Consider the following 13,674-nt stretch of genomic DNA (forward strand, 5'->3'; position numbering starts at 1 on the left):
GAGGTCTGGTGCCGCCGGGCGGAAAGCCGGTCAGGGCAACTTGGCCGACGGAGCTTCGGCCCGGTTTGGTGCCTGCCGGTTGCCCTTTCCGCACGGGCCGTCATGGCGCAAAGGCCGTGGCCGACGCTGCGTTGCGTCATCGGGCATCCGGGACGGCAGGCGGAGACGATGCCCACTGCCGTCCCGCTTGGTCAGAAGTCGAGATTTTCGACGCTGAGGGCGTTCGACTGGATGAATTCCCGACGCGGCTCCACGACATCGCCCATCAGCTTGGTGAACAGGTCATCCGCTTCGGCCAGGTCCTCGACCCGCACCTGCAGCAGCGTCCGCGCCTCGGGGTCCAGCGTGGTTTCCCAGAGCTGGTCGGGGTTCATTTCGCCTAGGCCCTTGTAGCGCTGCAGCGTCAGGCCTCGCTCGCCCTCGGCGAGGATCGCCTTCAGCAGGTCCAGAGGCCCGTGGATCGGGATGCCCTTGTCGCGGCGCAGCAGCGTGGCGGAGGTGGCGTAATTGTCCTGAAGCGCTTCGGTGAAGCTGCCGAGGCGCCTTGCCTCGCCCGAGCGCAGCACCGGGCCGTCGAGCGTGCGGACCTCTTCGACCCCGCGCAGCAGCCGTGCGAGGCGGATGCCGTGATCCTGGGTCGGGCGGCCCTGCCAGCCCTTTTCGTATTCCAGCGCGATCAGGTCGAGCCGCGCCGCGACCGTATCGGCCAGCGATTGCAGGTCGCCATCGGCCATGCCCGGCAGGAAGGCGCCGGCGATCGCCGCCTGTTCCAGGATATGCGCCGGGTAATGCGTCGGGAAGGCTTGCAGGATGCGGCGCACCTGGCGGGCCTCGTCGACCACGCGGGCCAGGTCGGCGCCGGTGATTTCCTCGCCCGAGCCCAGCCGCAGCGCCGCGCCGTCAATGCCCTGTTCGATCAGGTAGTCGTCGAGCGCGCCCTGGTCCTTCAGGTAGACCTCGGACTTGCCGCGCGCCACTTTGAAGAGCGGCGGCTGCGCGATGTAGAGATAGCCGCCCTCGATGATCTCGGGCATCTGCCGGAAGAAGAAGGTCAGGAGCAGCGTGCGGATATGCGCGCCGTCGACATCCGCGTCGGTCATGATGACGATCTTGTGGTAGCGCAGCTTGTCGATGTCGAACTCGTCGCGGCCGATCCCGGTGCCGAGCGCGGTGATCAGCGTGCCGATCTCCTGGCTGGACAGCATCCGGTCGAAGCGGGCGCGCTCGACGTTCAGGATTTTCCCGCGCAGCGGCAGGACGGCCTGGTTGGCGCGGGCGCGGCCCTGCTTGGCGGAACCGCCGGCCGAGTCGCCCTCGACCAGGAAGAGTTCGCGCAGATGCGGGTCGCGTGCCTGGCAGTCGGCCAGCTTGCCCGGGAGAGAAGCGACGTCGAGCGCCGATTTCTTGCGGGTCAGTTCGCGGGCGCGGCGGGCGGCCTCGCGGGCCAGCGCCGCCTCGACGATCTTGCCGACGATGGTGCGCGCCTCGGCGGGGTGCTCGTCGAACCATTCGGTCAGACGCTCGTTCATCAGGCCCTCGACCGCCGGGCGGACCTCGGAGGAGACCAGCTTGTCCTTGGTCTGGCTGGAGAATTTCGGGTCCGGCACCTTCACCGACAGGACGCAGGTCAGGCCTTCGCGGGCGTCGTCGCCGGAGAAGGTGACCTTCTCCTTCTTCGCCAGGCCCGAGCTGTTCGCATAGAGGTTCAGCGTCCGGGTCAGCGCGCCGCGGAAGCCCGCCATGTGGGTGCCGCCGTCGCGCTGCGGAATGTTGTTGGTGAAGGGCAGGACGGTCTCGTGATAGCCGTCGTTCCACCACATCGCGACCTCGACGGTGATGCCGTCGCGCTCGCCGGTGATGAAGATCGGCTCGGAAATCAGCGGCGATTTCGAGCGGTCGAGATAGCGCACGAATTCCTGCACGCCGCCTTCGTAATGCAGCTCGCTTTCCAGCGGTTCGGCCGGGCGCTCGTCGCGCAGGATGATGCGGACGCCCGAGTTGAGGAAGGCCAGCTCGCGCAGGCGGTTTTCCAGCGTCTTGAAGCTGTAGTCGAGATTGGAGAAGGTCGAGGTCGACGCCAGGAAGCGGACCTCGGTGCCCTTCTCGCCGGGGGCGTCGCGCACGACGCGCAGATGTTCGACGGTCTCGCCGATCTCGAACTTGGCGTAATGTTCCTTGCCGTCGCGCCAGATGCGCAGCTCCAGCCAGTCGGAAAGCGCGTTCACCACCGAGACGCCGACGCCGTGCAGGCCGCCCGACACCTTGTAGCTGTTCTGGTCGAATTTCCCGCCCGCATGGAGCTGGGTCATGATCACTTCGGCGGCCGAAACGCCTTCTTCCTGATGGATGTCCACCGGGATGCCGCGGCCGTTGTCGCGCACCGAGACCGAGCTGTCGGCATGGATCGTCACGGTCACACCACTATTTCCCCGAGATGCTGCGGCTGGAGCCGCGGCTGGAGCGCGGCTTCGCGCTGCTCGATGCCGACCATCATGCGCTCGATCCCTGGCTGGAGCAGCTCGCGGCCGAGGCCAATGCACTGATCGGGGCGTCTTCGGACCGCGAGGCGGCGGCGCGGCTGCTGGGCTCGGTGGAGCGCTTCGCGCCGTTTCTCGAGCGGCATCTCGAGGATGAGGAAGACCTGATCGTGCCGGTCATCCTGCGCCACGGCATGGGCTAGTGGCTCAGCCTTCGGGCAGCATCAGGAGCACCGCGGCCAGCGCGCAGGCCAGCCCCGCGGCCTCGCGGACCGAGAAGGGTTCGCCGAAGGCCACGACCCCGACGGCGCAGGCGCCTGCCAGGGTGAAGCCCGAATAGGCGACGGCGGCGGGGCCGAGCGGGATGTGGCGCATCGCGAGGAACCACATCAGCGCCGAGACGACATAGAGCAGGCAGCCCCAGGTCAGGTAGGCGCTGCCGCGGGCGGTGCCGCCATGGTCGGCGGCGAGCTTGATGACATAGTCCCCGAGGATCACCACCAGCGCGGTTGCCAAAGAAAATCCCAGTCCGGTCAATGCGCTTTGCATCCGAAATACCCCGTGCCATCCAGTCTTCCCAATGCAGCGATCCTGCCGCTGCGGCAGGCGGGGCGCTAGGCAGGGGATCCTGACCCGGACATGTCCTGCGATGCATGGGGCTTGCGGCGCCCACGGATATCCGCACGTCGGCGGCAGGATTGCGATCCGCGCGCTATCCGGAGCGGGCCGTGGCACCGCCGGCCCGCCTCCTGGACGGGTCCAGGGCAGGCCGGCCCGCATCCGCAGCCGTCAGGAGCACAGGAGGCGGAAATCGGCCGTCGCCTTGCTGCCCTTCAGGTTCTGCAGGTTGAAGACGTCGAGAAAGCAGGTCTTCTTGTCCTCGAACATCCCGCGGATGTAGTACGGCCCGTTCCCGAGGGATTTCAGGTTGAGCCGGTCGCCTTGCGCAACGCAGCCCGTTCCGCGGTTCATCCGCACGGCGATGCAGCCCTCCTTGCCGCGGACCAGCGTCAGCAGGAGATGCTCGTCCGTCAGGTCGATCGACTGGCCCTCCTCGAGCGTGAACACGCCTTCGGTCACCTGGTAGAGGCGGGCGCCGGCAACCGGGACGGCATCGCTCGGCGCGGCCGGGGATTGCGCCGCGGCGGGGCAGGCGAGAAGGATCAGTGCAAATGCGAGGTGCCGCATGGTCTCAATCTCCCGATACCAGATAGGGTGTGCCGTTCATCGTCCTCAGGGTGAAGACCGGGCTGCCGTCCCAGCCGAAGCTGCAGCTGTCGCCCTCGTAGCAGGAAACGGTCTGTCCTGCGGCGCTGCTGTAGACCACCACGCTTGGATCGGCCCTCTTGATCAAGGCCAGGCCCTTTCCCGCGATGCCGGTCAGGCACATGTTTCGCCGGACGGGCAGCATCATCTCCGCCCCGGGGGCGATTTCGATGCAGCGGGCGCCGTACTTCCCGTCCGGCTGCGCCGGAGCAGGTGCGGGCGGCGGCGCCAAGCTCTGGCGGCGGGACTCGTAGTCGATGAGCATCTGCATCATCTGCTGGATGCAGGCGTTTTCGTCGAGTGACTGCTCCAGCCGGTGTTCCCGGAGAACTTGCTCCACGCCCTCCCAGCGGCTGGCCGAGATCTCGGCTTCCCCGCCGATGTCGCCGCCTGCCAGCCGTTTCAGGATGCTGGCCCTGGCTTCCGCGCTGAGGGTCCCGTCGGCCTCCAGGCGGTAGCCGCTTCCCGACCTGTCGCAGGCCCGTGCCGCGACCTCGGCCAATTCCGCGCCGCTGGGACCGGCCGGAACCTGTCCCGCCGCAATCACGGCCGGCAGCACAGCGACTGCCTGGAACAATCTGCGCATCTGAGCCACGCCTCCTCCGTCGCATTCAGATGTGTATCATGGAGGCGCCGCTTCTCTACTTCTTTTTCCGCCGCTTCACGTTCCCGCCGCGCTGGCCGGGGCGGCCGGCGGTCGAGCGGCCCGAGGCCTTGGCGGAGGCTTCCACCGCTTCCTCGACCGCCGATTGGCGCGCCAGCGGGTCTTCGTGGACGGCGAGATCCACCGCTTCCAGCCGCTTGACCTCGTCGCGCAGGCGCGCGGCCTCCTCGAATTCCAGGTTCTCCGCCGCCTTGCGCATCTGCTCGCGCAGCCCGTCGAGATGGGCCGCCAGATTGGCGCCGACCATCGGCTTGTCGACCGTCGCCGTGACGCGGTTCATGTCGGTATCGCCCTCGTAGAGCCCGGCGAGCACGTCCTCGACATTCTTGCGCACCGTCTCGGGGGTGATGCCGTGCTCCTCGTTATAGGCCATCTGCTTCTCGCGGCGGCGGTTGGTCTCGCGCAGCGCGCGCTCCATCGAGCCGGTGATCTTGTCGGCATACATGATCACCCGGCCGTCGGCATTCCGCGCCGCCCGGCCGATGGTCTGGATCAGCGAGGTTTCCGAGCGCAGGAAGCCCTCCTTGTCGGCGTCGAGGATCGCCACCAGCCCGCATTCCGGGATGTCTAGCCCTTCGCGCAGGAGGTTGATGCCGACGAGAACGTCGAAGGCGCCGAGGCGCAGGTCGCGCAGGATCTCGATCCGCTCGATCGTGTCGATGTCCGAATGCATGTAGCGCACGCGGATGCCCTGTTCGTGCAGGTATTCGGTCAGGTCCTCCGCCATGCGCTTGGTCAGCACGGTGGCAAGCGTCCGCATGCCCTTGGCGGCGACTTTCCGGATCTCGTCCAGCAGGTCGTCGACCTGCATCTCGACGGGGCGGATCTCCACCGGCGGATCGAGAAGGCCGGTCGGGCGGATCACCTGTTCGGTGAAGACGCCGCCCGCCTGCTCCAGCTCCCAGGCGGCAGGCGTCGCCGAGACGAAGACGGACTGCGGCCGCATCGCGTCCCATTCCTCGAACTTGAGCGGCCGGTTGTCCATGCAGGAGGGCAGGCGGAAGCCGTGTTCGGCCAGGGTGAATTTCCGCCGGTAGTCGCCGCGGTACATGCCGCCGATCTGCGGCACCGAGACGTGGCTTTCATCGGCGAAGACGATCGCGTTGTCGGGGATGAACTCGAAGAGGGTGGGCGGCGGCTCGCCCGGCGCGCGGCCCGTCAGGTAGCGCGAATAGTTCTCGATGCCGTTGCAGACCCCGGTCGCCTCCAGCATCTCGATGTCGAAATTGGTGCGCTGCTCCAGCCTCTGCGCCTCCAGGAGCTTGCCCTCGCCGACCAGCTGGTCGAGCCGCTGGCGCAGCTCCGCCTTGATGCGGATCACCGCCTGCTGCATCGTCGGGCGCGGCGTGACGTAGTGGGAATTCGCGTAGATGCGGATCTGGTCGAAGTTCTGCGCCTTCTCGCCGGTCAGCGGGTCGAATTCGGTGATGGCCTCCAGCTCTTCGCCGAAGAAGCTCAGCCGCCAGGCGCGGTCCTCGAGGTGGGCAGGCCAGACCTCGACCACGTCGCCGCGCACCCGGAAGCTGCCGCGGGAGAAGGCTTGGTCGTTGCGCTTGTATTGCTGCGCCACGAGATCGGCCATGACCTTGCGCTGGTCGTACTCGTTCCCGGCGATCAAGTCGACGGTCATCGCCGAATAGGTCTCGACCGAGCCGATGCCGTAGATGCAGGAGACCGAGGCCACGATGATCACGTCGTCGCGTTCCAGGAGCGCCCGCGTCGCCGAGTGGCGCATCCGGTCGATCTGCTCGTTGATCTGGCTTTCCTTCTCGATGAAAGTGTCCGAGCGGGGCACATAGGCCTCGGGCTGGTAGTAGTCGTAATAGCTGACGAAGTATTCCACCGCGTTGTCGGGGAAGAAGCCCTTGAACTCGCCGTAGAGCTGCGCGGCCAGCGTCTTGTTGTGGGCGAGGATGATCGCCGGGCGCTGGGTCTCCTCGATGATCTTGGCCATCGTGTAGGTCTTGCCGGTGCCGGTCGCGCCGAGCAGAACCTGGCTGCGCTCGCCGTCGCGCACGCCCTGGGCCAGTTCGGCGATGGCCTTGGGCTGGTCGCCTGCCGGCTTGAACTCGGTCTTCATGGCGAAGCGCTTGCCGCCCTCGAGCTTCTCGCGGCTGCCCGCGGGCATCGGGGCATGCAGGACGGGCAGGCGGTCGGGGGCGTTGTTGTGCATCGGGCAATCCTCGGCGTGTCCTGCCATTATGTGAAGCTGGATGGCCCGGGGATCAAGGCGGCGGCGGACATGGCGCGGCGGGTCCGCTGCGAGCGGGGGAGTCGCGGCGCCGGCCGCGGCAAATTCCGGGTGCAAGTGCTTGACCGAATTGCTTTGCAACCATAGGTGGAAAATTGGCTTGGAAAACAAGATGACCCAAGGTAATCTATGGGCGCAAGCAGTGGCAATGGATGCCGGCGATGACCGGCAACCCGCCCACCCCTCGCTCCCTATCGGTTGAGCCGGCATCCATCCTGCTTGCGGACCGCGCAGCCCCGGACCGCATCGGTCCATCCCGAAGCCGGGCAGGCGGCGTTTCTTCCCTTCAGCGGATGTCGGGCTTGGATGTTCTCCGGCATGATCGGCGTTGCCCGGAGCGGGTCCGCGCCCTATAGATTCCGTGACTTTGCGGAGGACATGATGCGCGCACGAATCTACCAGCCGGCAAAAACCGCGATGCAGTCGGGTCTGGCGAAGACCAAAACTTGGATTCTCGAATTTCCGTCTGCTTCGGCGCGGGAAGTCGATCCTCTGATGGGCTGGACTTCGTCTTCGGATACCCAGGCACAGGTCCGGCTGAGCTTCGACAGCAAGGAAGCGGCGCTGGCCTATGCAGAAGCAAAGGGGCTGGAGGTTCAGGTGAGCGAGCCGCACAAGCGCAAGCCGAATGTGCGCCCCCGCGGCTATGGCGAGAATTTCGCGCCCGACCGCCGCGGCGCATGGACCCATTGATGCTGTAGATCGGGGCAAAGTTGTCTCCACATTGCCTGAAATACTAAGTGACTTCAATGGGTTATTCTCGGTCACTTCCGACTGGGAGCAAAGATCCCGCGAAAATCCGGGTAAGATCCCGCGAAGTTTTGGAAATAAAAAAAGGAAAAACCCGCCGAAGCGGGCTTGATCATCCGTTCTGCGGGGAAGGATCAGGCTGCAGACTTCGTGGCAACCAAGGGCCGGACCTCGACGAGAATGGACCCGATCCCGGTCCTGTCGGATGTCGGACCGCCGGGATCTTGCCTTCGATAATGTCGATGAACAGGCGTTCGAACCGGCCCGCGCCACGCTGGCACTCGTAGGAGATGGGGTGAAAGCCTTCGTCGTTCGAAGGCTGCAACATCGGCAAGCAGGCTATCTTCTTCAAGAGGTCGTCTAGGTGGGAGCGGGCGAAGACGACGTGGCGGACCGATCCGCGGCCGGACCTCGGAACCAAGGGCAACACGATACCTTCGCGATACAGGATTTCGACTTGCCGCTTTGTCGTCCCCAGGTAATCCGGGAGATCTCGCAGGGGAACGGCCGTCTGAAACGCTTCGATGAGCGGGACGCTTGTTGCTGCGTCAAACACCATGTTCCCGCTTTCGACCTCAGTCGCCTCATCCGGGATTTCACCAAGTTTCTTGAGGAGGCGCGCGAGTCGCGACCGATCGATGCCAACCGCATCGGAGAGGCTGTAGAGGGTGTGGAATCGCCGCTCGGTGATCTCGACACCGAGGACCGTCGTGCCGGGTTCCACAGCCGAATGCTTCACGATGTGGTCGCGCAAGATATCACGGATCGGGCCGGATGGAGTTGGCCCGGCGGTCGAGCCAATCGAAAAGCCGACCGTAATAGGCGAGAGGCCCAGCCTGCACCGCCGTGGCAGGAGACGTCCGGCGGATTGTGTCCACCGCTTCCGGTCCCTCGCTGTAGATGGAAAACCCGATGTCGGTGGCCTCTTCGGACTCGGCGGAAGACAGTTTCGTCAGGGTTACTTTGTGGCCGTACTGCAAGATGCCACCGATCATCTCGGAGGCCGCCAGAACCTGCTCCAGCGTCTGGCTTGCCATCCAGTGGGGCTCCGAGACACCACCCCCATGAACGCGGCCGCGGAGCCACGAGAGGTACTCTGGGGCTTCAGCATCAGGCTCCTGCACTGTTGCCAGGGGCACGTCGTTCAATGCGACCCGAAGACTCGTCCCAGTGCCCTCGGGTGTCGATGACAACCACAGTCCGTGCCGGTCGCAGCGATGAATGTGACGGAAGCCCCACATCAGGCGGAAACGCCACTCGGTGGGGCCGCCGTCTTCCGCGAGGCAGGCGGGGCAGTAGCATTTCGCCTGCGGCGTCAGGAAGGTCTTCGAGATCGCTTCCCCGCGGAACGTGCCGCCCCGCGGGAAAACGCGAATGGCATTTCGTTGCAAATCGGGCAATGCGTGCCCGGTGGCTTCGGCGAACTGTGTGATGGCTTCGGGCCGCCCGGCCTGAAATGCTCGTGGTGGATCCCGCAGTCACGCAGAAGCTGCTCCATGCCGCGGCCGGTATGGAACACCGACAGACGGTCGGCGTAGGAGGTCAGGGTCTCTGTCGGGTCGAACTGAAGTATGGGACGCAACATTGTCATGCCTGCCATCCGATGGCTTCCAGTTCCCGCTTCACGGTCCCCCATTCGGCCGCATGAAAGGGGGTCATGTCGGCACCCTTCCGATCCTTGCGATAGACGGCTTCGGCGCGTTCAAGCGACAGCATTGGACGCCGCCGGGTGACTGCATCATGCAGGATCGCCTTGGCCAGTGAGACGCTCCGTCCGATCTGTCCATTCCTGGCAAACAGGATGCGGTCAACGAAGGCGTCCTCCTCGGAGACTTCGATGCCGAGAACCTCCGCGGACTTTCGGAAATTCGTGGCAAAGATTTTGGTTTCTCGGCTTCCGGGGCGAATGTCGTCGAGGTCCAGCTCCTGAAGGCGACGGTAGGTTTCTCCCGAAGTTTCCGAGAGGATGGCTTCGCGCAGGTCTGCCACCCCGGCGATGATGAGGGATACGCCGCCCGCCGACTGGAGAATGTGCTTCATGGACTGGATCGCACCAAGCTTGTCGCGACCGGCCCCGGGGCGAAACAGGTGGTGGCACTCATCAATCACCACAAGCTGGACGCCGACTAGGGACAGGCGATGCATGACCATTTCCCAAGCATCTGCAGAGCGGAGCTTGGCATCGACGCGCTGATACCCTGTCGCGGCGAGGCCTGGATGGCATTCGCCGGGCAGGGCTCCGCCCGTCCGGCCCTCCGGGGCTCCGACCGGTCCTTCCCCAAACTGTCCGCGGGGACAGTTGCCTCCTGCGGAGGACCGGAGTGACCCCCGCCGGAGGATTTGCCGCTGGCGCGGACCGGCCCGACCTCCCCCGGACGATTTCCTGGGCCTCCTCATACGCCATAGGCCTGCTGGCGGCCGCGACGCCCGGACGGCACCGCGTCCCATTGCATCGAGCGATCGGACCAGACGGTCAGCGATCCACGCTGCTTCAGCGCCTGGTTATGCACTTGCCAGTTGGTGGTCTTGCAGGTCGGCTCCGGCGGTCTGCTAATCGCCGCCGGCTATCATGCTGGATTCGCGCAGTGAATCCCCAGCCGCATCTACGCAACAAGGCTTCCACGCGCAGCTTCCAGCGACAGGCGGCGCATGTCTCCCAACAGCGCGTCCCGGCGCTTGCGGGCTTCGGGCAGGGAGCGGGTCGTTAGGCCGCGTTTGATCTCCTTGCCGAGCAGCTTGCCGTCCCACGGCTTGGGCATGCCGATCAGATGCGGCGGCGTGAGCATCCTGAAGACCCATGACTTGCCGGGTCCCCGCGGCTGGGTGAGGTACTGCATATCGTCCTGATCCACCGTTTTGTGGTCCATAATGGACAACGCCTTGATGGATGTTATGCGGATTTCTTGTTGAATATCAGCATCTTGCGGAAAATGGCGACCCCTTCAGGACTCGAACCTGAAACCGCGGACTTAGAAGGACCGTGCTCTATCCAGTTGAGCTAAGGGGCCGTATGCCCTTCGTTACACCAGCCGCCATGACGGGGCCAAGCCGATTCTTCCCGTTCCGGGACCCGGGTTAGCGGCCGCAGGCCGCGAGCAGAGGCGCTTCCGGAACGGCGCTGTCTTCGGGCTGGTTGGTGAAGCTAAGGCAGGCCCTGGCCGCATCGACCCAGTATTCCTTCAGGTCGACCGCCTCGCCGTCGCCGGTCTCGATCAGCGCCATCGTGTGCAGCACCGGGCCCGGATCGACCTGGCCGAGCCGCCCGGCCATGGCGGGGTCGGGCGGATCGACGCAGACCCGCACGCTGCGCATTGCCGGGGCCGCCACGCCGCAGCGTTCCAGCACGCCGCGCATCGACAGCTGGCCTTCCAGCACGTCCGAAATGCCGGGCAACCGGTGCTCGGCCAGAAGGTCCCGGCACAGGCAGAACGGATTTCCGTCGACCAGGAGCAGGGTCTCGTAGCACAGCAGTTCCTGATCGGGGGCGCATCTCAGGGCGGCCGCCTCGGCGCCGCTTGCCCCGCGGCGCCAGAGCCTTTCGCGGCGCCGCTCCAGCACATGCCCGGCACGGGCCAGATGGTCCGGCAGGTCCAGCCCGCCGGTGATCGGCAGGGTGATCGGGCGGGGCTTCACGAAGATGCCCGAGCCGCGCTGGCTGCGGACCAGACCGGCCTCTGCCAGTGCCGCGACCGCCCGGCGCAGGGTGTGGCGGTTGACGCCGAAGCGGCGGGCAAGGTCGGTCTCGGTCGGCAGCTTCTCGCCCGGCCGGTAGCGTCCGGCAAGAATCTCCGCCTTCAGCTCCTCGGCGATCCCGCTCCAGATGCTTGTCCTGCCCATGCAAAATTCCAGCCCGAAGCTGCTCCCCGAAACCCCCGGAACTCATGGGTTCCGCCCCCTGATCCCAAGTAGCATGCCGCGCAGGCGGGGTCCTTGCGACAAGTCAACCCCAGGCGCCCAATGCCTGCCTCGGCGGCCCAGGCACGGATAACGGAGGTGCATTGGGAGCGGTGCCGCCTGCTCCCGAAGGGCGCTCTCCCCGGGATTTGGGCGCGAGCCGGCACTGACCTTTCCCCCGGTTCCCGGACTGGGGCGATATTCACACTGGCCGGCGATGTCTGCGTGCGCGGAGCGGAGGCCGCCGCCCCGGACATGATGCTGGCAGGCGACAGCCATGCCGGCGCGCTGGCACAGGGCTTCTTCGAGGCGGCCGCCACGGCGGGGCGCGCCGGCTACCAGTACAGCTCGAACGGCTTCCGTCCCCTGCCGGGACTGGAGCAGCGCGGCGATCCGCAATGGGGCCGGCAAAGCGATGCCTTCACGGCCTTCCTGCGCGACCATCCCGGCATCCGCACCGTCTATCTTGCCGTCTACTGGCAGCACCAGGTCTCGGGCTCCACCTACCGCCACAGCGGCGATGTCTGGACCGATGCCGACTATGACGGATCCGGAACCGCCTACAACCCCGTGGCCATGGCCAACGGCTTGGCCCGGCTGGCCGGGATGTTCCCCGACCGCCAGTTCGTCCTGCTCGACGATGTCCCCACCGGGCACATGCAGGACCTGCGGACCGCGGTCCGCGCGATCCGCTTCGGCCATGTGGACGACTGGTCCCGGACCGGAATCGGCGCCGGGGAGGAAAGCGCGCAGCGCGCGCTCTACGAACCGGTCCTGACCGCCGTGGCGGCGGCGCATGCCAATGTCACCTACCAGCCGGTCTTCGCCGGGCTGTGCGGCGAACGCACATGCCCGCTTTTCGACGGGACGACTCCCCTGTACCGCGACGGCGACCATCTCGGTCCGGCCGGATCGCTCCGGATGGCCCCGGTGCTTCTCGAACTGCTGTTCCGCAAGGCAGACGCCGCCGCGCCGTGAGGCATCGCGTGCCTGCAGGCACTTGCCCCTACGAAGCTTTTGCCATCGGCAGGACATGTTAACCCCATCGTGCTAACGCGGAGCGATTTAGAGAGAATCGGGAGAGCCCCCATGGATGGCCAGTTCACAGAGATGCCCCGCCTGGAGGCCGCGCAGGCAAGCAAACCCCTCGAGGGCCGCAAGGTCCTCATCATCGTCGAGAACCTGCCCCTGCCCTTCGACCGCCGGGTCTGGCACGAAAGCCGCACCCTGACCGCGGCAGGCGCCCAGGTGGCGGTGATTTGTCCGACCGGCAAGGGCTACGAGGCGCCCTATGAGGAAATCGACGGGGTCCACATCTACCGCCACAAGCTGCCTCTCGATGCCAAGGGGGCCAGCGGATACCTCCTGGAATACGGCGCAGCGCTCTGGCACGAGACCCGGCTCGCCTGGAAGATCCTCGGGAAACACGGGTTCGACACCATCCAGGGCTGCAACCCGCCGGACCTGATCTTCCTGATCGCCTGGCAGTTCAAGCTCCTGGGCAAGCGCTACATCTTCGACCATCACGACATCAATCCCGAGCTCTACGAGGCCAAGTTCAACAAGCGCGGCTTCTTCTGGAAGCTGATGGTGCTGTTCGAGCGGCTGAACTTCTGGACCGCGGACGTGGTGATTTCCACCAACCAGTCCTACCGCCAGATCGCGATGGAACGCGGCAAGAAGAAGCCGGAGGACATTTTCGTGGTGCGTTCGGGGCCGGACCTGAACCGGCTGCACATCATGCCCCCGAACCCGGAGTGGAAGAACGGCCGCGAGGCCATGGTCGGCTATGTCGGCGTGATGGGCGACCAGGAGGGCATCGACCTGCTGCTGGAGGCCGCGCGCGAGATCGTCTTCGACCGCGGCCGCGACGTGCAGTTCGTGCTGGTGGGCGGCGGACCGGCGCTCGGCGACCTGAAGGCGCTGACCGCCAAGCTGGGGCTCGAGGACCATGTCACTTTCACCGGCCGGGCGCCGGACGCGGAGCTCTTCGAAGTGCTGAGTTCGGCAGATGTCTGCGTGAACCCGGACCGGGTGAACCCGATGAACGACAAGTCGACGATGAACAAAATCCTCGAATACATGGCGTTCTCGAAGCCCATCGTGCAGTTCGAGGTCACCGAGGGGCGCTACTCGGCGGAAGACGCCTCGCTCTATGCAGCGCCCAACGACACCTCCGACATGGCCGGCAAGATCCTGGCGCTGATCGACGATCCGGAACGCGCCGCCGAAATGGGACGGACCGGCCGCGCCCGCGTCGAGAGCGAGCTGAGCTGGGACTATCAGGTGGATTCGCTGATCAGCGCCTATCAGCGCGCCGCAGGCTGAAACAGGGCGGCGGAACATCGTGCGCCGCCGCCTTTCCAGACGCA

At 66.0% G+C, this 13,674-nt stretch carries 13 protein-coding genes, 1 tRNA gene and 3 pseudogenes; 4 read left to right on the top strand and 13 right to left on the bottom strand.

All coding sequences use genetic code 11. The features are described from left to right. Positions 1-191 precede the first annotated feature (191 nt). A pseudogene (locus C7T91_RS03230) lies at positions 192-2,417 on the bottom strand (DNA gyrase subunit B); the annotation flags it as partial. 17 nt (positions 2,418-2,434) lie between these two features. Here C7T91_RS03230 and C7T91_RS03235 point away from each other — a divergent pair. After that, positions 2,435-2,680, top strand: a complete 246-nt coding sequence (locus C7T91_RS03235) for a hemerythrin domain-containing protein (protein WP_108257968.1) — start codon at positions 2,435-2,437, stop codon at positions 2,678-2,680. Between the two features lie 4 nt (positions 2,681-2,684). On the opposite strand, the gene C7T91_RS32160 is transcribed toward C7T91_RS03235, so the two are convergent. The 4 genes from C7T91_RS32160 to uvrB all read right to left on the bottom strand — a co-directional run bounded on the left by C7T91_RS32160 (position 2,685) and on the right by uvrB (position 6,580). After that, positions 2,685-2,993 (bottom strand): SMR family transporter, encoded by a 309-nt coding sequence (locus C7T91_RS32160; RefSeq protein ID WP_161555721.1) that lies wholly within the window; start codon positions 2,991-2,993, stop codon positions 2,685-2,687. Between the two features lie 273 nt (positions 2,994-3,266). After that, complete coding sequence (locus C7T91_RS03245; RefSeq protein ID WP_108257970.1) at positions 3,267-3,665, bottom strand: hypothetical protein; 399 nt, start codon at positions 3,663-3,665, stop codon at positions 3,267-3,269. Between the two features lie 4 nt (positions 3,666-3,669). Continuing rightward, positions 3,670-4,245, bottom strand: a complete 576-nt coding sequence (locus C7T91_RS03250; protein ID WP_236637946.1) for a hypothetical protein — start codon at positions 4,243-4,245, stop codon at positions 3,670-3,672. A 139-nt stretch (positions 4,246-4,384) separates the two neighbouring features. Next, positions 4,385-6,580: an excinuclease ABC subunit UvrB gene (gene uvrB, locus C7T91_RS03255; RefSeq protein ID WP_108257972.1), complete on the bottom strand. Its 2,196-nt coding sequence runs from the start codon at positions 6,578-6,580 to the stop codon at positions 4,385-4,387. A 459-nt stretch (positions 6,581-7,039) separates the two neighbouring features. On the opposite strand from uvrB, the gene C7T91_RS03260 reads away from it, so the two are divergent. Beyond that, a complete protein-coding gene (locus C7T91_RS03260) occupies positions 7,040-7,351 on the top strand; it encodes an ETC complex I subunit (RefSeq protein WP_108258480.1) in 312 nt (103 codons plus the stop codon). A gap of 169 nt (positions 7,352-7,520) precedes the next feature. Here the strand turns inward: C7T91_RS03260 and C7T91_RS03265 are convergent, their stop codons facing one another. The 8 genes and pseudogenes from C7T91_RS03265 to C7T91_RS03295 all read right to left on the bottom strand — a co-directional run bounded on the left by C7T91_RS03265 (position 7,521) and on the right by C7T91_RS03295 (position 11,245). Beyond that, entirely contained in the window at positions 7,521-8,162 is a 642-nt protein-coding gene (locus tag C7T91_RS03265; RefSeq protein WP_236637947.1) for a hypothetical protein, read from the bottom strand. Positions 8,163-8,166: 4 nt separating this feature from the next. Further along, entirely contained in the window at positions 8,167-8,445 is a 279-nt protein-coding gene (locus C7T91_RS34595; RefSeq protein ID WP_236637948.1) for a hypothetical protein, read from the bottom strand. Between the two features lie 171 nt (positions 8,446-8,616). Further along, a pseudogene (locus tag C7T91_RS39030) lies at positions 8,617-8,886 on the bottom strand (TniQ family protein); the annotation flags it as partial. A 109-nt stretch (positions 8,887-8,995) separates the two neighbouring features. Beyond that, on the bottom strand, positions 8,996-9,856 hold the full coding sequence (locus tag C7T91_RS03275) for a TniB family NTP-binding protein (protein WP_330848801.1): 861 nt from the start codon (positions 9,854-9,856) through the stop codon (positions 8,996-8,998). Next, a pseudogene (locus C7T91_RS03280) lies at positions 9,811-9,963 on the bottom strand (IS5/IS1182 family transposase); the annotation flags it as partial. The pseudogene C7T91_RS03280 and the gene C7T91_RS03275, both read right to left, overlap by 46 nt. 48 nt (positions 9,964-10,011) lie before the next feature. Then, positions 10,012-10,275 (bottom strand): hypothetical protein, encoded by a 264-nt coding sequence (locus tag C7T91_RS03285; RefSeq protein ID WP_108257975.1) that lies wholly within the window; start codon positions 10,273-10,275, stop codon positions 10,012-10,014. 64 nt (positions 10,276-10,339) lie between these two features. Next, positions 10,340-10,416 (bottom strand) — tRNA-Arg (locus C7T91_RS03290). A gap of 67 nt (positions 10,417-10,483) precedes the next feature. Further along, on the bottom strand, positions 10,484-11,245 hold the full coding sequence (locus C7T91_RS03295) for a GntR family transcriptional regulator (RefSeq protein WP_108257976.1): 762 nt from the start codon (positions 11,243-11,245) through the stop codon (positions 10,484-10,486). Positions 11,246-11,527: 282 nt separating this feature from the next. On the opposite strand from C7T91_RS03295, the gene C7T91_RS03300 reads away from it, so the two are divergent. Together C7T91_RS03300 and C7T91_RS03305 are read left to right on the top strand one after the other, a co-directional pair. Then, positions 11,528-12,280: an SGNH hydrolase domain-containing protein gene (locus C7T91_RS03300; protein ID WP_161555723.1), complete on the top strand. Its 753-nt coding sequence runs from the start codon at positions 11,528-11,530 to the stop codon at positions 12,278-12,280. A gap of 111 nt (positions 12,281-12,391) precedes the next feature. Then, entirely contained in the window at positions 12,392-13,630 is a 1,239-nt protein-coding gene (locus C7T91_RS03305; RefSeq protein ID WP_236637949.1) for a glycosyltransferase family 4 protein, read from the top strand. The last annotated feature ends 44 nt before the right edge of the window (positions 13,631-13,674 follow it).

Source organism: Mangrovicoccus ximenensis (genome assembly GCF_003056725.1).
In the GTDB taxonomy this organism is placed as follows: domain Bacteria; phylum Pseudomonadota; class Alphaproteobacteria; order Rhodobacterales; family Rhodobacteraceae; genus Mangrovicoccus; species Mangrovicoccus ximenensis.